The sequence below is a fragment of the Corynebacterium freneyi genome (assembly GCF_030408835.1).
In the GTDB taxonomy this organism is placed as follows: Bacteria; Actinomycetota; Actinomycetes; order Mycobacteriales; family Mycobacteriaceae; genus Corynebacterium; species Corynebacterium freneyi.
The window spans coordinates 940,176-962,496 of sequence record NZ_CP047357.1 but is presented as its reverse complement, the minus strand read 5'-3'; the positions used below and the strand labels follow the sequence as shown (position 1 = coordinate 962,496).

The 22,321-nt window shown below is 68.5% G+C and carries 25 protein-coding genes; 9 read left to right on the top strand and 16 right to left on the bottom strand.

The window, feature by feature from the left end; translation table 11 throughout:
* Positions 1-519: 519 nt before the first annotated feature.
* The 5 genes from fdxA to typA are packed head-to-tail and all read right to left on the bottom strand — an operon-like array spanning position 520 to position 6,710.
* Positions 520-843 (bottom strand): ferredoxin, encoded by a 324-nt coding sequence (gene fdxA / locus CFREN_RS04450; RefSeq protein WP_070523700.1) that lies wholly within the window; start codon positions 841-843, stop codon positions 520-522.
* Positions 844-898: 55 nt separating this feature from the next.
* Positions 899-1,348, bottom strand: a complete 450-nt coding sequence (locus CFREN_RS04445; RefSeq protein ID WP_244979549.1) for a hypothetical protein — start codon at positions 1,346-1,348, stop codon at positions 899-901.
* Positions 1,345-2,382, bottom strand: coding sequence for an N-acetyl-1-D-myo-inositol-2-amino-2-deoxy-alpha-D-glucopyranoside deacetylase (gene mshB, locus CFREN_RS04440; RefSeq protein WP_209653546.1), 1,038 nt, complete (start codon positions 2,380-2,382; stop codon positions 1,345-1,347). Before mshB ends, CFREN_RS04445 begins: the two co-directional genes overlap by 4 nt.
* 50 nt (positions 2,383-2,432) lie before the next feature.
* Positions 2,433-4,751, bottom strand: coding sequence for an ABC transporter substrate-binding protein (locus CFREN_RS04435; RefSeq protein ID WP_209653548.1), 2,319 nt, complete (start codon positions 4,749-4,751; stop codon positions 2,433-2,435).
* Between the two features lie 42 nt (positions 4,752-4,793).
* Positions 4,794-6,710: a translational GTPase TypA gene (gene typA / locus CFREN_RS04430; RefSeq protein ID WP_070523709.1), complete on the bottom strand. Its 1,917-nt coding sequence runs from the start codon at positions 6,708-6,710 to the stop codon at positions 4,794-4,796.
* 388 nt (positions 6,711-7,098) lie between these two features.
* Between typA and CFREN_RS04425 the strand changes: the two genes are divergently transcribed.
* From CFREN_RS04425 to CFREN_RS04410, 4 genes are all read left to right on the top strand, one after another.
* Complete coding sequence (locus CFREN_RS04425; RefSeq protein WP_209653550.1) at positions 7,099-7,818, top strand: Rv1157c family protein; 720 nt, start codon at positions 7,099-7,101, stop codon at positions 7,816-7,818.
* Between the two features lie 225 nt (positions 7,819-8,043).
* Positions 8,044-8,211, top strand: a complete 168-nt coding sequence (locus CFREN_RS04420; protein ID WP_209653552.1) for a DUF8730 family Cys-rich protein — start codon at positions 8,044-8,046, stop codon at positions 8,209-8,211.
* 52 nt (positions 8,212-8,263) lie between these two features.
* Positions 8,264-8,929, top strand: coding sequence for a DUF402 domain-containing protein (locus tag CFREN_RS04415; RefSeq protein WP_209653554.1), 666 nt, complete (start codon positions 8,264-8,266; stop codon positions 8,927-8,929).
* A 44-nt stretch (positions 8,930-8,973) separates the two neighbouring features.
* The gene (locus CFREN_RS04410) at positions 8,974-9,675 is read left to right on the top strand and encodes a suppressor of fused domain protein (protein ID WP_209653556.1); all 702 of its coding nucleotides are present in this window, start codon (positions 8,974-8,976) and stop codon (positions 9,673-9,675) included.
* 144 nt (positions 9,676-9,819) lie between these two features.
* Here CFREN_RS04410 and CFREN_RS04405 read toward each other — a convergent pair whose 3' ends face one another.
* Positions 9,820-10,095 (bottom strand): metal-sensitive transcriptional regulator, encoded by a 276-nt coding sequence (locus tag CFREN_RS04405; RefSeq protein ID WP_052054242.1) that lies wholly within the window; start codon positions 10,093-10,095, stop codon positions 9,820-9,822.
* A 290-nt stretch (positions 10,096-10,385) separates the two neighbouring features.
* Between CFREN_RS04405 and CFREN_RS04400 the strand changes: the two genes are divergently transcribed.
* From CFREN_RS04400 to CFREN_RS04380, 5 genes are all read left to right on the top strand, one after another.
* Entirely contained in the window at positions 10,386-10,922 is a 537-nt protein-coding gene (locus tag CFREN_RS04400; RefSeq protein ID WP_209653558.1) for a hypothetical protein, read from the top strand.
* A gap of 4 nt (positions 10,923-10,926) precedes the next feature.
* A complete protein-coding gene (locus tag CFREN_RS04395) occupies positions 10,927-11,556 on the top strand; it encodes an EamA family transporter (protein ID WP_209653560.1) in 630 nt (209 codons plus the stop codon).
* 88 nt (positions 11,557-11,644) lie between these two features.
* Positions 11,645-12,961 (top strand): ISL3 family transposase, encoded by a 1,317-nt coding sequence (locus CFREN_RS04390; RefSeq protein ID WP_209651995.1) that lies wholly within the window; start codon positions 11,645-11,647, stop codon positions 12,959-12,961.
* A 34-nt stretch (positions 12,962-12,995) separates the two neighbouring features.
* The gene (locus CFREN_RS04385; RefSeq protein WP_209654734.1) at positions 12,996-13,325 is read left to right on the top strand and encodes an EamA family transporter; all 330 of its coding nucleotides are present in this window, start codon (positions 12,996-12,998) and stop codon (positions 13,323-13,325) included.
* Positions 13,326-13,438: 113 nt separating this feature from the next.
* Positions 13,439-14,269: an NAD-dependent deacylase gene (locus CFREN_RS04380; protein ID WP_209653562.1), complete on the top strand. Its 831-nt coding sequence runs from the start codon at positions 13,439-13,441 to the stop codon at positions 14,267-14,269.
* A gap of 84 nt (positions 14,270-14,353) precedes the next feature.
* Here CFREN_RS04380 and CFREN_RS04375 read toward each other — a convergent pair whose 3' ends face one another.
* From CFREN_RS04375 to CFREN_RS04330, 10 genes are all read right to left on the bottom strand, one after another.
* On the bottom strand, positions 14,354-14,497 hold the full coding sequence (locus CFREN_RS04375; protein ID WP_209653564.1) for a hypothetical protein: 144 nt from the start codon (positions 14,495-14,497) through the stop codon (positions 14,354-14,356).
* 271 nt (positions 14,498-14,768) lie between these two features.
* Positions 14,769-15,143, bottom strand: a complete 375-nt coding sequence (locus CFREN_RS04370; RefSeq protein WP_209653566.1) for a hypothetical protein — start codon at positions 15,141-15,143, stop codon at positions 14,769-14,771.
* Positions 15,140-15,523 carry a hypothetical protein gene (locus CFREN_RS04365; protein ID WP_209653568.1) on the bottom strand — a complete coding sequence of 128 codons (384 nt, stop codon included), beginning with the start codon at positions 15,521-15,523 and terminating at the stop codon, positions 15,140-15,142. Before CFREN_RS04365 ends, CFREN_RS04370 begins: the two co-directional genes overlap by 4 nt.
* 2 nt (positions 15,524-15,525) lie before the next feature.
* Positions 15,526-15,765, bottom strand: coding sequence for a holin (locus CFREN_RS04360; RefSeq protein WP_209653570.1), 240 nt, complete (start codon positions 15,763-15,765; stop codon positions 15,526-15,528).
* A gap of 142 nt (positions 15,766-15,907) precedes the next feature.
* Positions 15,908-17,236, bottom strand: a complete 1,329-nt coding sequence (locus CFREN_RS04355; RefSeq protein WP_209653572.1) for a peptidoglycan DD-metalloendopeptidase family protein — start codon at positions 17,234-17,236, stop codon at positions 15,908-15,910.
* A gap of 60 nt (positions 17,237-17,296) precedes the next feature.
* A complete protein-coding gene (locus CFREN_RS04350) occupies positions 17,297-17,827 on the bottom strand; it encodes a carbohydrate-binding protein (protein WP_209653574.1) in 531 nt (176 codons plus the stop codon).
* Positions 17,820-18,737 carry a hypothetical protein gene (locus CFREN_RS04345; RefSeq protein ID WP_209653577.1) on the bottom strand — a complete coding sequence of 306 codons (918 nt, stop codon included), beginning with the start codon at positions 18,735-18,737 and terminating at the stop codon, positions 17,820-17,822. Before CFREN_RS04345 ends, CFREN_RS04350 begins: the two co-directional genes overlap by 8 nt.
* A complete protein-coding gene (locus CFREN_RS04340) occupies positions 18,737-19,810 on the bottom strand; it encodes a hypothetical protein (RefSeq protein WP_209653579.1) in 1,074 nt (357 codons plus the stop codon). Before CFREN_RS04340 ends, CFREN_RS04345 begins: the two co-directional genes overlap by 1 nt.
* Before the next feature lie 13 nt (positions 19,811-19,823).
* Positions 19,824-21,338 carry a Gp37-like protein gene (locus CFREN_RS04335; RefSeq protein WP_483400425.1) on the bottom strand — a complete coding sequence of 505 codons (1,515 nt, stop codon included), beginning with the start codon at positions 21,336-21,338 and terminating at the stop codon, positions 19,824-19,826.
* Positions 21,339-21,340: 2 nt separating this feature from the next.
* A complete protein-coding gene (locus CFREN_RS04330) occupies positions 21,341-22,309 on the bottom strand; it encodes a hypothetical protein (RefSeq protein ID WP_209653583.1) in 969 nt (322 codons plus the stop codon).
* Between the last annotated feature and the right edge of the window lie 12 nt (positions 22,310-22,321).

The following is a 22,321-nucleotide window of genomic DNA, read 5'->3' as shown; positions in this document are numbered from 1 at the left end:
AGCGGGGTGCAGCGAGCGTGGGCATATCGGCCTGGTGCCCCAACGGCGGGGCCCGTCGCCCACTGCGGCTGTACCGGCGTCAGACTCCGCCCCGAGCGAAGCACTGGCCCCCGGGACGGCCCTGATCCCGGTCGAAAACCCTCAACCCAAGGTTTGAAGCGCACTTAGCCGGCGGATTTGTTGCAAATTTCGGCCAAACTTTCCCGATTTGACCGACGATTTGCAACAAATCCGCCGACTAAATGCAGATCAAGTTCCAACGGTTACGCATGGGGCAGGTGGGGCCCATGAGAACCGGCGGCGGGCCCACGCGCTGTTGCCCCGACCGAGGCGGCGGGGCCATGCCAAGGGCGGCCCGGAGTTCAGCGGTTGCCGGGGCTCAGGGGCGCCGGACCACGCCGAAAGCCGCCGGGAGTTCAGGGATTGCCGCAGTTCAGGGATTGCCGCAGTTCAGGGGGTGCCGGGCCGGCCCCACCAACACCAAGGCTTGACGACGGCAACCGCCGGGTCGCCGCTCTGCTAGTCCTCTGCCTGCGGGGGCAGCTCGGCGATGAACGCGACGTCGAAGTCCTGCGGGCCGAGCTTCGCGGCGCCACCGGGCGACCCGAGCTCGTCGAACCAGTCGACGTTGGCGTCGGTGTAGTCGGCCCACTCGTCGGGCACGTCATCCTCGTAGAAGATGGCCTCGACGGGGCACACGGGCTCGCAGGCGCCGCAGTCGACGCACTCGTCGGGGTGGATGTACAGCATCCGCTTGCCCTCGTAGATGCAGTCGACGGGGCATTCCTCGACGCAGGCGCGGTCCATCACGTCCACGCAGGGCTGGGCGATCACGTATGTCATGGCTTGGGAAACGGCCTTTCACGAATGCGGGGCTGGTTGTAACCGCCCCATTGTGTCATTTGCGGTGCCGGAGCGGCCAACCGCCCCCGACGATACCGGCGATGAGCAGGATGACCGATCGGATGGACTCGCCGAGGACCTGGTCCCCGCCGAACGGGAGGCCGGTCCAGATGAACAGGAAGATGTAGCCGACGATCCAGGTCCACATCGGGATGAGTGCGATGTTACGGCTCTTCGTCCACAGCATCGCCGTACGAGTAATTATGAGATTAAACACGTATGCGGCGGCGATGGTCCACGGCAGGGGGATGGGCACGCCGCCGACGTCGATGCGCATGCCCAGGTACGCGACTTCGAGCACGAGCGACACCAGTGCGGCGATGGACAGCCAGAGGATGCCGGTGATGATTTCCCCGCGGCCGACGTCTTCGCGGACTTGGCTGCGGTCGGGGGCGCCCCAGTGCTTTTCGACGGCCACCTCTCCGCCTTCGGCCGGTTTGTTCATCGCGCCGTCTCCGCGGAGGTGGCGGGGGCGGCAACCCATTCCTTCTCCCCCGCCAACACGGCGGCGAGGTCGGCGCCCGCGGTGCCCAGGCGGTAGTGCTCGGCGGGCATGATCGGCTGGCACACGAGGTTCGACAGCGCCCACGTGCCCCGCGCCGCGCCCGAGGCGTCCACGGCCCCGACGGCGGCTTGGGGGTTGACCATGCTCACGCTGCCGTCCCCGACCCATACCTGGGTGGCGTGGGCGCGCAGGGAGGCCGTCTTGGCTGCGACGTCGGCGTCGGAAAGCCGTACCGCGAAATCCGATGCGACCGACGGCAAGTCGTCGAAGCCGGCGCGGGTCCACGGCTGCGGCACCACGGTGATGGCGTCGAGGCCGGCGCGCAGGGCGTCGTCGTCGGTGACCGTCCAGATCGTCGCCCACAATTCGGCGTCCGCCACCGGGCCGCCGCCGGTACCCGAATCCTCGCCCGAGCCGTCGCCGGCGTCGCCGCCCACCCGCGCCTCGGCCCGCAGCCGGTCGCACGCGGCGACGGTGAGCTCGTGGGCGCGGATGTGGTCGGGGTGGCCGTAGCCGCCGTCGGCGTCGTAGGTGATCACGGCATGGGGTCGCAGGTCGCGCAGCACGGCGGTGAGCTGGTCGAGGGCCTCGTCGCCGGAGCGGATGAACGCCCGCTCGTCGTCGTTGCCGGGGTCGCCGACCATGCCGGAATCGCGCCAGCGCCCCGCGCCGCCGAGATGCACCGGCGCGTGCCCGGGGCCGTTGCACCCCAGGGCGGTCAGTGCGGCGTGGAGTTCGTGGACGCGGAAGCCGCCCAGCTGGTCGGATTCGCCGCCGACGAGCCCCTGGTACGGCTCGCCGATGACTTCGCCGAGTTCGCCGAGCGTGCATGTCACCACCGTCACCTGCGCCCCGCGGCGGACGAGCTGCGCGATGGTGCCGCCGGTGGTGATCGCCTCGTCGTCCGGGTGCGCGTGCACGAGCGCCACGCGCAGCCCGGTCAGATCGCGGGCGTGGTCGGCGGGGTTGGGCATGTCTGCTCCTGACGTGGTGTCGGTGGTGGTTGCGTGACGACGTCCCGACGTCATCGCCGTCCGCCCTCCCCATCGGGTGCGGCGGCGTCGGGGTCGGCGTCGGGATCGGCCCCCGGCTCCGCATCGGCGTCGGAATCGGCCCCCGAGTCGGCGTCGGCGTCGGGATTGGGACCGGCCCCGGAGTCGGCGTTGGGATCGCCATCGGGGTCGGCGACCTCGGATGTCGTGGCCGAGGGTACTCGCCGCCAATCCGGGATGGTCATCAGCGGCCCGATGAACGGACTGGACGGCCATGCCAGGGGATCGGTGGCGTCCTCGTCGGCGATCGGCAACTCAACGCCCGACCCCATCACCGTGAGGACCCGATCCACCACGATGCCCAGCTCGACCGCCTCCTGGTCGACGGCGTCGCAGATGCGGGCGGGCACCGCCCCCTCCGGCGCGATGACGTCCACCCCGAGGCCGCCGGCAGTTCCCGCGCCGACGGCCTCGTCGAGCATCTCGTCGATCGCCGCGTCGCACAGACCCGACAGGTTCGAACCGCGGGCGACGTCGGCCGGCGCGGCGCCCGTCTTCTCCCCGGTCCCCTCACCCGGCTCCGGCGTCGTGGTCGCCCCGGACGTGGTGCCCGGGGTCGACGTGGCACCCGGGGTGGCCGGGGCCGACGTGGCCGACGTCTCCGTCGACGCGCCCGGCCGCGCATCCCCCGCCGGCCGCGTCGACCGGCGCTTGTCCGACGGGCACGCCCACCGGCTCGCGGCCTTCTGCGGCGAATCGACCACGTCATTCCACGCCACGACGAAATCCACGCGGCCATGCGGCAACAACGAGCCCGCGAGCGTCTGCTCATCGGCCGCCGTCACCCGCGCCGGCAACCCGGCTGCGGTGAACTGATCGGCGATGGCCCGCGCCGCCGCCACCGCCTGCCGATCCTCGCCCATCACGCCGATGAGCAGCGGATTGTCCTCCGACACGCCGTCGACGACACTGGACAAGTCCACCGACGCGGCCTCCGGATCCCGCCGCCCCGACTCCCGGCCGTCGTCGCCACCGGCCCCTTGACCCCCACGCCGCTCCTGCGACTGCGCCCGATCCCCCGACGTCGCCGCGGCGCCCGACGCGGAATACGGCGAATCCGGGATCCGAAGATCATCCGTGCGCCCCGTCGCAATCGCGGCCACCGCACCCACGTCAACGGCGGAGAACAGGGAACGGCGAACCGCGACGTCGTCAAGCAAAGGCGACGCGACGTTGGCATGCAGAGTCAACTCACGCGGAAGGGCCGCCGAGGTCTCCACCGCTCCCGGCACCAGCCCATACGTCAACGCCGTGGTCTGCCGCGGACGCACCCGCACCGCCTGCAACTGCCCGGCGCGCAACTGCTCCGCCCCCGTCACCGAACCGTCGACCGAACGAACGATGACCGTGTCCGTCTTCGCCGGCACATCACCCCAGAACCGATCGTTGCGCACCAGACGCACCTCGCCGCGGCCCACGTCGATGGACTGCGCCGTATAACGACCCCCCGACGCCGGCAGACTCGTGTCCAGAAGATCGACGAACGGCGTCGCCGACGGACGCATCACATGGCTCGGCAACAAATTGCGGAACAACGTCCGCCACTCCGGCATCGCCCCATCGACGAGCACGTCGACCTGCCGGCCACCCGCCGACACCGTGATCGCCTTGATGCGCTCATACCCCGCCGCATCCGACACGCCCGCATTGGCCAGCAACGACGCATGCAAGTACCGGAAATCGGCGCCCGAAATCGGCGTGCCATCCGACCACTGCGCACCCGACCGAATGCGGTACCGGATGCGCGTATCGCCGGCCCGGGCATCCGAGGCATCGGCGTCCCGGGCCTCCGCGGCAATCGACGGGGCGGCGTCCTCGGCCGCCCCCGTGGAATCCGAGCCCGTGCCCGAGCCCGAGCTCGACCCCGAGCCCGAACCGCCGTCCACACCGGAACCGTCGGCCCGCTCGCCATCCCCCGCATCTTCGTCGGGCACCGGCTCATCCACCGGCACGATCTCCGCGCTCTCCAACAGATCCGGGCTCATCCGCCACCGCGACGGGTCCTCCGGGTCCGGCTCGAACGCGCTCGGCAACGTCAACGCCGCCACCAGATCCGTCACCGGCGACGCATCCGCGATCAAATGCGGATTGAAACCCTCCCCGAACGCGTCGACGCCCACCCGGATCTGCTTCAGCGACTCCTCCGCCCGCGCCGCCGCCTCGCGCGGCGGCTCATCCTCCCCGACCGTCGGCGCATCCCCCGGATTGGCCATGCACCCCGACAACAGAACCGCCGCCGCCACGCTCCCCAACAGAGCGGTGCGGCGGCGGCGATTCTGGCGTTCCAACATGGGATCAGCCTACTTCACGGCCCGGACCGACCCCCACGCGAACTACTTGCCCTGGTTGCGGGCCTTCTCGCGGGAACGGGCGCGGTTGCGCTCGGTGGCGTTGAGGATCAGCTTGCGCACGCGGATGCCCTCCGGCGTGACCTCGACGCACTCGTCGGCGCCACAGAACTCCATGGCCTCATCCAGCGTCAGGGAGCGCGCCTTGTCCAGCGTCACCGTCGTGTCGGCCGACGCCGCACGCATGTTGGTGAGCTTCTTCTCCTTGGTGATGTTGATGTCCATGTCCTCGTCGCGCGGGTTCGCGCCGACGACCATGCCCTCGTAGGCCTGGTCGCCCGGCTCGACGAAGAAGGTGCCGCGGTCGGCCAACTGCAACAGCGCGTACGCGGTGATCTGGCCGCTGCGGTCGGCGACGAGCGAACCGGTGGCGCGGTCCTTGATCTCGCCGGCCCAGTCGTCATAGCCCGCGGAGAAGTGGTTGGCGATGCCGGTGCCCTTGGTCTCCGTCATGAAGATGGTGCGGAAGCCGATCAGGCCACGCGACGGCACGACGAACTCCATGCGGACCCAGCCGGTGCCCTGGTTGCCCATCTGCTCCATGCGGCCCTTGCGGGCGGCCATGAGCTGGGTGACGGCGCCGAGGTGCTCCTCGGGCACGTCGATGGTCAGATGCTCGTAGGGTTCCTGCAGCTTGCCGTCGACGGTCTTGGTGACCACCTGCGGCTTGCCGACGGTCAGCTCGAAGCCTTCGCGGCGCATGGTCTCGACGAGGATGGACAGCGCCATCTCGCCGCGGCCCTGGACCTCCCAGGCGTCGGGGCGTTCGGTGGGCAGGACGCGCAGCGACACGTTGCCGATGAGCTCCTGGTCGAGGCGGGCCTTGACCATGCGGGCGGTGAGCTTGTCGCCGCCGCCCTGGCCGGCCATCGGCGAGGTGTTGACGCCGATGGTCATGGAGATCGCGGGCTCGTCGACGGTGATGCGCGGCAGGGCCTCGGGGGCGTCGACGGCGCAGAGGGTGTCGCCGATCATGACCTCGTCGATGCCGGAGATCGCGGCGATGTCGCCGGCGATGGCCTCGTCGGTGGGCACGCGGGTGACGCCGACGGTGCGCAGCAGCTCGGCGATCTTGGCGGTCTTGGTGTGCTCCTCGCCGTCGGAGTCGTAGTGGATCCAGGAGACCTGCTGGCCCTTGCGGATGCGGCCCTTGTGGATGCGGATCAGTCCGATACGGCCGAGGAAGGAGCTGGAGTCCAGGTTGGTGACCTGCGCCTGCAGCGGCGCGTCGATGTCGGCGGACGGCTCCGGCAGCACCTCGGTGATGACGTCGAACAGCGGCTGGAGGTTGTCGGAGTCCGGCAGGTTACCGTTGCCCGGGTTTTCGGTGGCGGCCTTGCCGGCGCGACCGGAGGCGTAGAGCACGGGCAGTTCGAGGTTGCGCTCGGCGGCTTCGGCGGCGTCCGGGTCCTCGAGGGTGGAGGCCAGCTCCAGCAGGAGGTCCTGGGCTTCTTCGACGACTTCGTCGATGCGGGCGTCGGGGCGGTCGGTTTTGTTGACCACGATGATGACCGGCATGGAGGCCGCGAGCGCCTTGCCCAGCACGAAGCGGGTCTGCGGCAGCGGGCCTTCGGAGGAGTCGATGAGCAACACGACGCCGTCGACCATGGACAGGGCGCGTTCGACTTCGCCGCCGAAGTCGGCGTGGCCGGGGGTGTCGATGACGTTGATGATGAGGTCCCGGCCGTCCTTGCCCGCGCCCTTGCGTCGGATGGCGGTGTTCTTGGCCAGGATGGTGATGCCCTTTTCCTTCTCCAGGTCACCGGAGTCCATCACGCGGTCGGCGACCTCCCCGTGGTCGCCGAAGACGCCGGACTGTTCCAGCATGGCGTTGACGAGGGTGGTCTTGCCATGGTCGACGTGGGCGACGATGGCTACGTTGCGGAACTCGGTTTCGTTCACGTGGGGGGTGCTCCTTGGAGATTGAGGCAGGTGGGCCCCGACGGGCCCGGCGGGTACAGGCTACTCGCTTGCCGGGGGCGGACGCGATTTCAAGGGTCGGCGGGGCTGGCGGCACCCGCCCACCCCCGTCGCCCCTGCATTCGCGGCGCCGCACACTCCTTTGGCGGAGTTCGCGGCCTTTTCGGGGGTCCGGCGCGAACACCAGCGTTAACCCCCTACCACACACGTCACATCAACCACATCAGACTCGCCGGCAACATTCTTGTGCGGGGGGAAGAAATTTACCGAATCTTTTCCCAAATGAGTTTGTGCCCCTTATGATGGCGTCACTTCCATCAACGTCACCTCAGGTGATCATCAGCTACGACCTACGAGGGGTATTTCAACCGTGGTCTCGAACCGTCGCACCAACATCCGCCGCATCGCGGCCGCCCTGGGCACCGCCGCTCTGCTGTCGGCCGGCATCGCCCCCGCCTCCATGGCGCAGCCGGCCCTGCCGGGTCTGCCGACCCCGGACTACGGCTCCATCCCGCAGGCGCCGAGCAGCTCCGATCTGCCGGCCAACGAGATTGCCGCGGCCATCGAGCGGATCACGAGCCAGGAAGCCGTGCCGGAGGAGATCCGCTCCGCGCTCGAGCGCGTGTCGGCCTTCCTGACCGGCTCCGGCGAGCCCGGCTGGGAGGAGCCGGAGAACGCTCCGACCACCTCGGACTTCCCGCTGCCGAGCGTCGCCGAGAACTGCATCAACGGCGAGGGCCGCTCCTTCGGTATGGCGACCTCCATCCCGGGCCCCGCGGCTCTGCCGCTGCCGGGCGTTCCGGCCCACCAGGTCGGCTACGTCTTCACCGGCCTGGGCACCAAGGGCGTGTACAACGGCCAGTCGACCATGAAGGTCCACTGGGTCAACATCACCAACGGCAAGTACGGCACCACCCCGCTGACCTACAACGGCGTCAACGAGGACAGCCACGGCACCGTCAACGGCGTCGCGGACACCGGTTCCGGCATCGTCGTCTCGGCCATCGAGGGTGGCTTCACCACCAACGGCGAGAACGGCCCGTCGGAGTGCAACTACACCCCGACCGCCACCTACACCGTGGTTCAGTAGCTTCGGCTCTTCGCTTTACGACGACCCCGTCTCCCCGCCGCACGGCGGGAGGGCGGGGTTTCGCCGTGTTCGAGGTCTGGCACCGCTGCGGCGGCAACCGAACCTTGGTCTCCGATGCCGCACTTGCATCCCCAGTGGGGTATAGTCACCTGCGATGACGCGGCGGCCCGGCCCGGGTCGCCGCAGAAACAGCCCACAGCTTCACCTACCCCCACGGAGACCCGCATGTGCTACCCCGTCGAATGCCCCAAGTGCCACAAGACCACGTGGGGAGGCTGCGGCATGCACGTCGATCAGGTCATGGCGACCGTGCCGAAGGACCGCCAGTGCACCTGCCCGGCCAACCAGCCCGGCCAGCCCAAGAAGTCGGGACTGTTCGGCCTCTTCGGCTGACCCGACGGCCGGTCGGCTCCGTCGATCCGGGCGGCGCACTACAGTCGGGACCATGTCCGACCTGCACGTGCCGAAGCTGGAGACCTTCGACATCGGGGCCCGCGCCAACGTCGACCCGAAGGGATTCGTCCGCGCCGTCGACGTCTTCGAGGTCCACCCCCACGGCCTGTACATGGCACGGGGCGCCGATCACCCGCAGTTCGGGTACCTCGAATCATGGCTGCTGCCCTCGTTGGGCCTGCGGGCGAACATCTTCCACTTCCGCCCCGGCGTGGCGGCGACCAGCCATCGCTACCTCGACGTCGCCGAAGTGACGTGGAGCGACGGTGATGCCTCCGACCACCCGACCGCGCGAGGAGCCACGGCAGACGCCATGCCCGACGCCGCCTCTGCGACGGTGTGGCGCACGCGCGATCTCTACCTCGACCTGCTCGTCCTCGACGGCGCAGTCCACGTCGACGACACCGATGAACTCACCGCAGCCATCGCCGCGGGCATCGTCGACGCCGACGCCGGCGCCTGGGCCATCGACCGCGCCTTCGGCGCACTGGCCGGCATCACCGCCCACGACGGCGACGTCGACTCCTGGCTCGCCGCCGCCGGATGCCCCGTGACATGGTCAAACGACGTCAGGCTCGCCGAAGCGAACCAGCCCCACCCCAAACGCGTCGCCATCGGTCAGGGCCCGGATGCGCCGGCCGTTGGGCCCACGCGTTAGCGTCGTAAAGCAACGACCACCCGAACAACCGGAAAGCGGGAACCATGACGGCCATCATCGACGCGGTGCGCGCCCACCTGTGCGGCTACTTCGAGGAAAGCGCCCCCGGCGAAGCGAAGCTGACGTTCCTCGGCGCCGACCCCCTCACCGTGCTGCGGTTCGGCCCCGACCGCGACGGCACCGTCACCTACGCCACGCTCGGCTGCTCGCGATCGCCCATGCAGGACCCATCCGCCATGGTCACCGACCCCGACGACGGGCCGCGCGCCGAACTGGCACTGCCCATCATCGGCGGACTCGACGCCGTGACGCGGCCGCTGGCGATGCTCGCCGCCTCCCCCTCCATCGAAGGCCTCGTTCTGCAGGACGGGGCGCTGCTCGACTTCGGCCAGCCGCTGTGGCCCGACGCGCGCTTCACCGGATTCGTGCTCGTCGACGCCGACGTCCCCGACGTGACCGTCGGAGGAAACGGCGGCGAGATTGGTGGCGCCGGACAGGACGGGGACGAAAAAGCCGGGGACGGCACCGACTCCGACATGGACGTGTTCGGCACTCCCCTGGCCATGGGCATCGGCGCGCCGGCGGCGGACGACGCACGACCGGCCACCGTGTCGATCCTGCAGCCGGTGCCGGCCACCCCCAACGAATTCGCCCTCGCACGGGCCAAGGGCGTCGCCGAACTGCGCACTCAATGGCGCGAGAAGGGCACCGTGCTCGCCGACCCCCATCGGGCGAGCGTGGTGTAGCGACAACGACGCGACGGCAAAGAGAAAAAGACCGGGACGCGGCCACACCGCCGCCCCGGCCCCGCGCCCACGCCCGCGACTACAAATAGACTTCCAGCTCAGGCGCCTACGCCAGACGCCCAGGTCAGGCGCCCACATCCGCGCCTACGTCAGGCGCAAGAACAGCTCCTCGATCTCATCCGGGGTGAGATTGCCCTCGCCCGAACCGTTGAGGCAGCCGCGCATCGACGACGACACCAACTTGAAACCGGCGCGATCCAACGCCTTGGACACCGCCGCCAACTGCGTGACCACATCACGGCAGTGGCGGTCCTCCTCCATCATCGCGATGACGCCGGCCAGCTGCCCATGGGCGCGCTTGAGCCGGTTGATGATGGCCCGACGCTGAGCGACGGGATCGAACCCGGGATCGGATTCCACGGTCGAAACAACCACCTCGGAAGCCACCGAACACCCCTGTCTGATCGTCGTACGATCCATCCACGCGCAGGATCGACGCCCGGCCAGCCACCACGCGACTCGCCGCCACGCGGGGAATGGCCTGCGACGCGGAACCGGGACGGTCGGCACCTGCGCAACACCTTTACATACCCCGCACCGTACCCCATCACATGAGGGTTTGAACAGATCTGTCTGAGCAGACGTTCATAATCCCAGGTGACGGGCCAACTCATGAAGGCCCATGACGACTCGTTGATACATTGATCACCATGAAATCCAGCGCCGATCCCACCCCGCACCGCACCACCCCGTATCACGCGGCGCAAGCCAGCCGGCTGTGGCGCATCGCCGTCGGCGTATACCTGCCGGCGCTGGCCCTGACCGTGGCCACCGCGATCCTCAACTGGGACCGCATGATCGAGGCGGCGCAATCCGGCACCACCGGCACCATCGTCCCCACCGAATCCCAGGCGCAGACGTCCGTGCTGATCAGCGTCGCATTTGCGACCATTCTGCAGGGCGCCGTGGCACTGGCGTGCTGGCTGCTCGCCGGAAAACTGCTGCGCGGCAGCGTCGCCGCACGGATGATCCTCAGCATCGCCGCGACCGTGTTCACCATCAGCGCCGTGCTGTCGGTCATCGCCCTGGCCACCGGCGCCAACCAGGTAGGGGCGGGCTCCGGCGCCGCCGAATTCATCGACGGCACCGTCACCGTGCTCATCGCCGTCGCCTCCGCCATCGCCGCGTGGGCGACCATCCAGTCCTACCGCGGCCCCGACAACCGGGCCTTCTTCGCCACGACGTAACACCGTGACCACCATTCCTCCCGCCGGCAATCTCGGCTCCTCCGCCGGCCCCGGCCCCGAGTCCGGTTCCGGCCCGGGTTCCGGCTCTCCAACCGCCTCGCGCCTGTGGTTCTTCGCGGTTCTGCTGGTCATCGGTATGTTCTCGCTCGAATTCGGGTCGGCGTTCGCCGCGATGGCGATCGACGCGTCGTCGGCGGGCGTCGTCGTCACCCTGCGGATGGGTCTGGCCGGGCTGATCCTCATGGTCCTGCTGCGCCCGCGCCTGCGCGGTTTGTCGGGAACGGATTGGGCGTGGCTGGCCGGGCTCGCGGCGACGATGGGCCTGATGAACTTCTTCTTCTACCTGTCCATCGACCGCATCCCGCTCGGCGCGGCGGTGACGTTCGAGCTGGTCGGGCCGCTGATCCTGTCCGCCGCCCGCGCCCGCAGGCCCCGGGCGCTGGCGTTTACTGCGCTGGCGTTCGGCGGCGTGGTCATGCTCGGCTGGTCGGGCCTGCACGACCTCACCGTCGCGGGCGTCGCCTGCGCGCTGATCGCCGGCGCGTTCTGGGCGGGCTACATCCTCACCACCGAGGGCACCGGTCGACGTTTCTCGGCTCATCCGGATCTGGAGTGCGTAATTAGCGGGAAGTGATATGTCGGGGTGGCACAACATGTAGGGGCCCTGGCCGGTACAAGATGAGAGTTACCACACAACCATCTGACCGAACCAGGACCCTACGATGCAGCCTACGTTCAACCTCGTCGCCGACACCATTTGCCGCACCGCGGAGCTGGGATTAACGATCACCGATGCCGCGGATGCCGGCGAGTTCACGGTCATCAGTGCTCGTCCCATCGACTCCTGCGACAAGTGCCCGGGCTGCGGACACACAGGCCGGCTGCGTGATCACGTCGTGCGCCGGCTGACCGATCTTCCCGTCGTCGGCTTCCCCACCAGGTTGCAGGTACGCGTGCCGCGGTTCCTGTGCCTGAATCAGTCCTGTACCCAGCGGATCTACCAGGGCGAACTGGCCTGCGCCGAACGCGGGCGCACCGTCACTCGCCGGGTGACCCGCTGGATTCTGCAACGGTTGGCGATCGACAAAATGAGTATCTCCGCCACCGCCAAAGCCCTGGGCTTGGGCTGGGACCTGGTCAACGACCTCGCCCTGGATGCCTGCCGGCACCTGGTCTATGACGACCCCGGCCACCTTGCCGGGGTACGCGTGCTGGGCGTGGACGAGCACGTGTGGAAGCACACCCACCGGGCCGGTGAGCCGGACTCGTTCGTCACCGTGCTCGTCGACATCACCCCCGTCATCGACGGCGCCGGACCGGCCCGGTTGCTGGACATGGTCCCGGGTCGTAGCGCCGCGGTACTGAGCGATTGGCTCGGCCAGCGTGGGCAGGGCTTTCGCGACCGGGTCGAGGTTGTCACGATGGATGGGTTTGCCGGCTACGCCACCGCCACCAAACAGGCCCTGCCGCGGGCGCAGGCGGTGATGGATCCCTTTCACGTGGTGCACCTGGCCGCCGACAAGTTGACCGTGTGCCGGCAGCGCCTGCAGCGGATGACCACCGGGCGGCGGGGCAAGAAAAACGATCCGTTGTATAAGAACCGGAAAACCCTGTTGACCAGGATTGACTTCCTCACTGATCGACAGCATCGGCGACTCGAGCAACTGTGGGCCACCGACGAAGACTACGTGGCTTTGGAGGTGACGTGGTCGGTGTATCAGCAGATCATCGCCGCCTATCAGTACCCGAAGAAAGCCGAGGGCAAGAAGCTGATGCAGAAGGTGATCAGCACGCTGCGTTCATCGACGATGCCGAAGGGGTTAGAGGAGATTAAGCAGCTGGGAAACACGCTGTACCGGCGCCAGAAGGACGTGCTGGCGTATTTCGATATCGGCGCGTCCAACGGGCCCGTCGAGGCGATCAACGGGCGCCTGGAGCATCTGCGCGGCATCGCTCTGGGGTTCAAGAACCTCGGGCACTACATCTTGCGATCCTTGATCCACTCCGGACAGCTGCACACCAAGATCAACGCACTCTAAATCCTGAAGAGCCCGTTTCTCCGGCCAGACCGGCCTGGCGCTGGCCCTGACCGTCGGCGGCATCGGCCTTGCACCGATCGGTCTGTTCACCGCGCCCGCCGCGTTCATCGACCCGCGGGTGCTCGCGCTGGGCGTGATCGTCGCCGTGATGTCGAGCATCATCCCCTATGGCATCGACATGGCCGCCCTGCGCGTCCTGCCCGCAGGCCTCTTCGCCACCCTCACGGCGCTCGCCCCGGCGACTGCCGCCATCGCAGGCATCGTCGTCCTCGGCCAGCACATGTCGCTGCTCAGCTGGGCGGGTCTCATCGTCGTCGTGACCGCCGCCGGCTTGGCGCTGCGCGAATCGGCCGTGGCCTCCTGACCCGGCCCGCCGCCCCTACCCCTTTCCATGCTTGACGACGTCCCGCCCCCGCACCGAGACGTCGTCAAGCAAAGGGAAAGTCAAACAAAGGAAAACCCGCCTACCCTGGGGTCATGAGCCGCCATGACGGAAACCATCACGACGACTCCCGCCCCGGCGACGCGGGCATCGACGTCCCCGAACCGATCGCCGAACTCGCCCGCAACGCCCGCCGCATCGAATTCTTCACCGGTGCCGGCATGAGCGCCGAATCCGGCCTGGCCACCTTCCGCGACGCCCAAACCGGCCTGTGGTCCAAGGTCGACCCGCAGGCCATGGCCAATTTCGACGCCTGGCGCAACGACCCCGCCACCATCTGGCCCTGGTACCTGTGGCGCATGAAACTCGCGCGGCAGGCCGAACCCAACGCCGGACACGAGGCCATCGCCGCCTGGTGCGACGTGCTCGACCGCGGCGCCGGATGGGGCCACGTGACCACCCAGAACATCGACGACCTGCACGAACGAGGTGGCACCGGCGAGGATTCCATCGCCCACCTCCACGGCAGCCTCTTTGCGTTCCGCTGCGACCACTGCGGCGCCGCGGCGGCCGAGCCCGAGCTTCCCGACGAGCCCGTCGCCAAGCTCTTGCCCCCGTTTTGCGACGTGTGCGAACTGGGATTCGTCCGTCCGGGCGTCGTGTGGTTCGGCGAATCGCTGCCCGTGCCGGAGTGGAACGAGGCCGAAACCCACGCCCGCCACTGCGACCTGATGGTCGTCGTGGGCACCTCCGGCGTGGTGTTCCCCGCCGCCGGGCTGCCGCTGATGGCGGTGTCGGCGGGGCTGCCGGTCATCGAGATCTCGCCCGACGACACCGATTTCACTCCTCATGCCACTCACACGTGGCGGACCACCGCGGCGACCGGCCTGCCCGCATTGGCCCGAGCCGCCGGCGTCGAGGTGTAAGGCCCGGGCCGCAGGCGTCCGCCGGCCGGCCGTCATGCGAAAACGCCCCCACCATTCCAGGTGGGGGCGTTTTGTTTGTGCTGGTTAGCGCTTGTTCTTGCCCTCGGCCAGGAGCTGGCGGCCGACGACCATGTTGCAGACCTGGTTGGTGCCCTCGTAGATCTGGGTGATCTTTTGGGTGGGGTTAGGTGGGCTGGGTGGATTCTGTATTGGCTGGTAGACGGCCATTGCCTAAGACTGCTCGGCTTGCTGGGCCTGCTGTTTTTGCTGGGCTCGCACGGCTAATGCGGGACCAGTGCGGGACCGGGTCATCCCGCCTGCCCCGGCGCGGTCCCGTCGGGAGGGGTGCGGGTGCGCCGGGGCGTGGCCGCCGCCCGGTGAGCCAGTGAGCGGGGCGCGCGGCCAATGGTGACGGTAACCCCGCGGCACGGACTCCGCGCGGCGAGCTCCCCACGAAACACCAAAAGGGCCCCCACCATGACGGTGGGGGCCAGTTGGGTTACTCGGGCGGGTTGCGGGCCCGCTCAAGGGCCTCCTCAATCAGCCTCAGGTCAGGCTGCGGCGGGGCGTGTCGCCGGTCAGACGACGCCCACGCTGACCATTCCAGCAGCCAGTCGAAAGCATCTTGCAGCAGACGGCGGAGGGAATAGGACTGCTCTTGCTCGGCGGCCAGCTCCCGGCGGGTCTCCCGCAGATCACGCTCCACGGTGTCGAGGCGCGCCCAGAGCTTGTCGATGCGTTGCGCCTGCTCCGACATCATCGCGGTCAGTGACGTTGCGGAGGTTTCCTGTTTCTTGCCGCGCCAGCCGAGGACCGCGGCGATAATGCCGACGGCCGCGGTTGACAGGCCGACGATCACCTCGTTGGGAATCACCGGTCAAATCGCCCCCTGATACTCACCCACCATGCGCTGCCCACGGCCAGAAAGGCCGTCAGCCCGTAGTTCTTCGCGCTGACCCATCCCCGGGTGGTCTCTCCCTCAATCCACATGAGGGTGAAGCTCACGCACCAGGCTGTGCACAGTGCGGCGACGAGGGTCAAGCCGGCGACGCGTGCCCATCCCGACCATCGCCAGGGGACGAGGCCGACGGCCAGTACGGCTGCGGCCGCGCCCCACAGCCATGACCACCACTGCGGCGAGACCATGGCGACGATTGGCTGCAGGTGGGAGATGTCCGGCCCGGAGAGGTAGGCGACGGCCGTCATCCATGCCCACACGCACCAACCGGCGGTGAGCACTCTGACGCGCCACACGGCTAGAGGTCCCGGCGGTGGGCGCCGACGTACTCGCCGCCGGTGGTGCCGCGTCCGTCGACGGTGGGGTCGGCGAGGGAGGTGAGCAAGGACAGGACGCCGGCGGTAAGGGCGATGCCGATGCCGCTGGCCCAGTCGATGTCCCAGATCGGGACGCCGACGACGAGGACGGCGATGATGGATTGGGCCATGGTCTTGATGGCGCGGGTGGCGGCGTCGATGGCGAATTCTCGAGTGAACATTGTGCCTCCTTGGGGCATGAAAAAGGACCACCCGGGGTGGGTGGCCGTGGGTTGTCAGTGCAGACCGTCAGTGCCGTCACTCTCTTAGAGTGAGAGCAGTGACAGAGAAGTGAGAGAGCAGTGAGAGAGCAGTGAGTGCGGGCTACTTCGCGAGGAGTCGGTCGAGCTTCTCCTCGATCACCGACAGGCGCTCCTCGCAGCGACGAGCGGCGTGCATCGCGTCGAAGGAATTGCGGTCGGCGTGGAGGATGAAATGCCACAAGGGGGCGACCATTGCGCCGTCTCCGGCGAAGCTGGCGACCTCCATGTCCATGCGGTCCATCGTGGGTACCTCCTCCCCCGGTGTCGGTGCGGGCCTCTGCGCGCTGGTGCCGTTGAAGATCGAGCGCAGCTCGTCCAGTGACCCCCGCCAGGCGTTGACATCGACGAGCTTCCCCGCGACAGCGCCCTGGGATCCGAATTGCAGGATGTCGGGCAGCCGGTCGCCCAGCGGGTATCGCCAGCCGGGGTGGTTGTCGCCTCCGTCATCTGCGTAGAGGGTGCGCGGGATGCCTCGGCGGTTGCGGCCGTAGTGGCTGACCCACAGGTGCCCGAGTCCGTCCATGCTGGGTTCGCCTCCGGGCATGTGCTCCCAGTACCAGGCACCGGAGTAGATGCCGGGGACGTGGTAGCCGCGCTTTTCCAGCTCGCGTTTGGCGGCCCACACATCGTCTGCGGTGAGCAGCTTCGCGTTTCCCGGGCCGACGCTTTCGACGTCGATCCACACGCCGAGGTCTCGGCGGCCGTTCATCTGCTGGTCGATGACGTCGACCTGCTGGGCGATGGTGGTGCCCTCGGAGGGGGCGCGGAGGTACCAGTACGTGGAGACCAGCAGCCCCTGCTGTTCCGCGTCGGCGAGGTGGGACGCGAACGTCTTGTCGCGGTAGGTGCCGTCGCACAGGCGGATGATGACGAACTCCACCCCCTGCGCCTTCGCTTCACGCAGGGGCAGGCCATCCTGGTGCTCGCTGATGTCGATGCCGAGGATCATCTTCGGCTCCTCCTTCGGTGTTTCTCCGGGGTGGGGGGCGTCCTTGAGCCACACCTCGGGGTCGATTCGGCGGCCACCGTAGCCCCGTTCCCACACGGTGAGGTGAAGGTGGGGGCCGGTGGATTGGCCGTTTGATCCGACGTAGCCGATGAGCTGGCCGGCGTGGACTTTGGATCCGACGCGGAGGCCGGTGGCGTAGGCGTTCCACATGTGGCCGTATTCGGTGCAGCCGCCGCCTTCGCTGTCGGGGTGGTCGATGACGATCCATTGGCCGTAGCCGGTGGCGGGGCCGATGTGGGTGACGGTTCCTCCGGCGCATGCGTAGAAGGGGGTGCCGTCGGGGGCGCCGAAGTCTAGGCCTGAGTGGTGGGTGCCCCATCTGGGGCCGAATCCGCTGGTGAGCTTGTAGGTTCCGCGTTTCATGGGCCATTGGCGGGCCATGCGGCTCCTCCTTTCATGAGGAAACCCCGCACGGTGGGGTGCGGGGTTGGGGGTTGGTGGTCAGGCGGATTGCCAGAGGGCGGGGACAGCCGGTGGCTCCCATCCGGTCTGGGAGGTGTGGGCCTGGACGACGCGGTACGTCGCGCTGTCGTGGGTGACGAGGTGCCCGACGGGGTACGTCACGCCGGGGGCCCACGCGGGCACCTCGGGCTCGGGGTCGGAGTCGACCGGCGGGGTTTGCCCATCCGCCGGCGGCTCCGGCTCGCGCAGCTCTTCCCACGTCGGCACCGGCCCATCCGCACCCGGCTCCCAGACATTCACCTTCGGCAGGATGTTGCGCCAGCGCCGCCCGGCGTGCGCGACGACCGCGCCGACCGGCCACGCATCAAACGCGCCCAAAGGCTGGCACCACACCGGGGTGCCGTCGTCGGTGGTGGCCGGTGGATTCGCCGCGTGGTACTCCTGCGCCGCCGAGTCGAGGGCCTCCTCGACCGCCGGCGCCGAATCCCGACGGGCCTTCTCATCGAGCACCGCACGCCGCAGCGTGCGGAACTCCTCATCCGATAAGGCCTGCAAGTCAAGATCATGCATCCGGCACCGTCACCTCTCCCGGATTTTCGACCCGGCTGTCCGTCTTGACGACCGAAAAGGACGTCAGGGCCGTCCCCCCGTCGAAGTACCGCCACCTATCTGAGAAGACCTCAAAATCGAGCAGCGCGGGGGCGTTCTCAATCACGACGGTAAAACTCGCCTGGATATGGTGGGGGCCATTACCACCCTTTCCGTACACTTCTTTTATTGTCGACGTTTTATAAACCGGCTGATATTCCCTGAGGATCACGAAAAGTTTCGTAATATCATCCGATCCCAACCCTGGGGTGAAGGAGGTACCTCGCGCGAAAACCTGCGCATGAACCGTCCACACCCCCGGCTCGTCGATGAAGATTCCGCCTCCCTCAACCCTTACCCCCTTTGCCGCACCGTGAGGTGCGAGGGAAATTCTCCGGCGATTTCCCGGCGCACTTCGCAAATTTTCATTCCACCGCTGGTACGCCGCGCCGTAGCCTCGGACACCCTCCAACAGCGCCAACTGCTCCTCCTCCGATAGCTGCGACTCCTCCACCTGCGTCATCCGGTCCTCCACCGGGCGGATCAGCGCCCGCGCGGCATCACGCACCGGGATGAGCCGCTCCCCCAGGCCCTCGGCATCACGAATCGCGTCAGCGAAACCCTGCACCAGGCCATCGCGGATACCGTTCGACACCTCCTCGAAACCGGCCACCGCCTCACCGAGAAAGCTGTCCCGCAACTTTGCCGGCAAGCCGTCCACCCACGTGCGGAGCTCCGCCAGCTTATCCTCCCGAGGCTGCTCAACCTGACCGCGCCACGCCTGAGCCGCGAGCTCCGCCGCCGGGGCACCCAACGGAGTCTCAAACTCCGGCACCCCAGCACCCTCGACCCGCACATCACGGCCCCGGCCCACCGACTCCAAGCCGAACATCACGGCACCTCCACCCGCACCGGGTTCACATTGACCCGCAGGTACGCCCGCTCCTTACGGGTCTGCACCGTGATCCCCGACAGCGACTCCACACGGCGCGCGATGAGATGGATCGTCGCCTCCTGCCCCGCCGGCACGATCGACGAGGACGCGTTGAACGCCGCGGTCTCGTCGGCGGCGGGCACCAGCTGGCGCGGCATCCATTCACCCAAGATCGACGCGGCCTGCATGCCCGGGCCCAGCGCCAGCAGCGGGCCGGACACCGCGCCGAGGTGCGCCTCGACATCCATGCGCACGGCGATGCCGTCGACCTTCACGTCGACCAGGCCGTACACCTCCGGTTCCCACGGGAACGGCTGGGCGGGAATCCTCAGCGTCGTCAGCGACACGTAGTCGCCCTTCCAGTTCGGGCCGGTATTCACCGCCTGCCAATCAGAGTCGGCGCCGTGTTTCTTCACCGACCCCGCACCGATCTGCGGCTTAGCCGGCCCCCAGTCCCCGTCCTCCCGCATCGTCAGCACGTCCCCCGGCGCCGCCGGGGTGCCACCGTCGTCGTAGTCCTGAGACGAGGAGATCGGGGCGGCATCCCCCGTATCGCCCTTCGCGCCCGGGTCGCCCTTGAGCCCCCGGGGAAGATCCAGCGACAGCACCACCGTGCCCTCCGCATCGGTGGAGATCCGGGCCGCCGGAATGTCCCGCGTCTGCACGTCGCCGATGCGCATCACCGGCGCCGGCCCGGTCTCGCCCCGGGCACCGAGGTAATTCGGGATGGGCACCAGCTCGCGCCCATTCCACTGGTACACCGTCGTCGACCCAGATATCGGCCAGAACCAGCCCAGATCATCGTTGGTCAGCGTGCGCGGGTCCGGCAGGTCAGCTTCGGCGACCGGGGCGTGGAACCGCGGCGGCGTACCGTCCGTACCCCGGTCGCCCTTGTCGCCCTTAATCGCAGGGATCTCCGCGTTGATCGTGTTGCCGCCCTCCATCACGAGGACGCCGCGCTGCGTGGCGCGGATATCCCACTGATCCTTCAGCAGGAGTTTCAGCGTCGCGGGCATCGAAAATTCAACCACAGCAGTTCCTTTCCTAGTACTTCAGTGTCAGGGCGTTGACCATGGTCAATGCGCCGGATGCGGTACGGCGGGCCCGCTCCCCCGGCGGAATCGCCGGCGGGGTACCCAGCGAAGTCGACGTCGCCGCACCCTCATTCCGGTCGACCAGCAGATCGACCTCGGTGACCGGCCCGACATACAGGTCGCCGTCAGCGTGCCACCAGCCGCAGGACTCACCCAGGTCGTAGTCCTCACCGAAGGTCCACGGCAGGCCGTCGCGGACGGTGAGCTTCGCGTACGTCGTCGGCGCCGCCTCCCACAGGGCACGCTGCCCCGCCTGCGCCGCCGACAAGGTCAGCGCCGCCGACGTCGACTGGAACGTCTCCGGAATCGCCTCAGGGCCAATGGCCAGGAGGTTTTCCCAGTCGGTGTGCCGCTGGTACGTGCCGACCCGGTTGGTCATCGCCTTGCCGACGATGCCGCCCATGCCGGGCATCACCACGCCCATCCCGGCCATCAGCGACGTGACGGCGTACGCGGTGCCGTCCTCGATCAGCGTGTTCAGCCAGTCCGGGGCCGTCCCGCCGACGACGGCGGCGACCGACGTGGGGTGTGCGTTGTCCACCTCGGCGTCGAGGACACCGGCGCAGCCGTGCTGCCAGATCACCGCCGGCACCGGCTTGCCGTTGATCAGCTCATCCCAGCGTTTCGAGATGTGGCGCGACGCCCCTTGCCCGATCCACCCGACCGCGTCGCCGACGAAGCCGAGCATCTCCCGGGCCAGGGACGACAGGATGGTGTACCCGCCGCCGACACCGTGCTGCCACGGGGCGCGCACCATGTCGATGACGATCCGCGGCTTCGTGTACGGCCACGGCCGCATCGGCGGCTCATCGCCGGGCAGCCACTGGCGGACCCGCAGCCGCCACCCCTGCCCATCCTTGAGCATCTCCTCCGCGACCTGGGAGATCGGCTCCATAGCCAGCGCCCACGTGCGCCACGGGGAGCCGTCCATCAGCGGGTTGATGGGGATCACCGTGATGGGGATTCCCCACTGGCGGTGCGGCCTCCACAAGCGCTGCACATTCAGGGCTATCAGCGTCAGCAAGCCGGTGGCCACCGGGCCGGTGTACACCGACTTGCGGATGACCTGCAGCAGCTCCTCCCCCACCAGCGGTTCGGGGTAGGTGAGTATGCCGTCGAGGATTTTCTCCACGCCGACGCATTCAGCGGTGACCCGCCAATCGGCGCCGACACCGGAGTCACGGGCGATCCACACACGGCCGTCCCAGTGGACGTCGCCCTGGTGGATGCGCACCCGCACCAGAGCTTTGCGGCAGGAGCGGATGATGCCGGCCAGCGGGTCGCGGCCCTGCAACGTGAAGGAAGCTTGCCCACGGGCAGACCACTTCACCTGCACGGTCTCGAACATGCCGATGGTGCCGGCGAACCCGTCGCGCGTCCACACCTCGATCCGGGTGGTCGGCTGGACCCGCAGGCGCGATGCAGCCATCGCCGCCTCGGCCTGGTCCAGGTCCAGCGGGGCCATGGTTACCACGGGCGTCGCCTCCTCGGGTCAATCCGCACCACCGCCGACGTCACCCCGGGCCGCCCGCCAACGACGCGCAGTCCCGAGCAGTCCCACCGCTCGTGCGGCATCACCTGGTACAAGGGACGCTGCCCGCCGAGCAGCCGGTGCGCGTTATCACGCTTGTCGGACACCGCCAGCTTGCGGTTCGGGTCGCCGGTGATGACCATCGTCTCCCCCGGCAGGAGGACGACGGTGGTCTGGTTGTCGCGCAGCAGCCCACCCTGCCGCAGCAGATCCTTGATCCAGTCGGGGATCAGCTCCATGACGAACGCCTCGAGGCCCGTAAAGACCTTGGGGGCGATGTCGGGGATGGTGAACACGCCGGGACCGCGCAGCGTCCACACCGGCCACTCCGGCAGGTCCCCGTAATTCCACAGCTCCGGGTTCGGAGACCACCCACGGCCCTCGACCCAGGTTCGGGCGACCTCCGTCCCCTGCCAGTGCGACTGCTCGGACACCACCGGGATGAGATAGTCCTGCTCCTGGGCGATGGCCTCGTCCCACCGGGTTTCCCCCACCTCCGGCCGGCCGTTCATGCGGATGTCCAGCCACGTCGTGCCGGACGGGCTGTTGACGTACAGGCGGGCGGGCTGGTGGTGCCCCAGATCGTCGAAGAACGCGTCACGCACCCGCTCGAGCGACTTCGTGGCGGTGCGGTGCAGCATGATCGGCAGGGAAAACGCCCGCGGATCCGCGACCGCCCCCAGCCACACCGCCCCGTCGGCCTGGGCGGGAGTGAACCACTGGTGGGTGATCTCCGGTTCCTGGAAGTCCGCCCACCCGGCGGCCAGCACCGCTCCCTCCAGGTTCGACGCCTGCGTCGGCCAGTCCGACAGATGCCAGGCACGCTCCGGCAGATGCGCCACCCGCCCAGGGCCGGCCAACACAACGTTGGCAGCCCCGGACGGAAACATTGCTCCCCTGCTCATTCGAATCCCTGC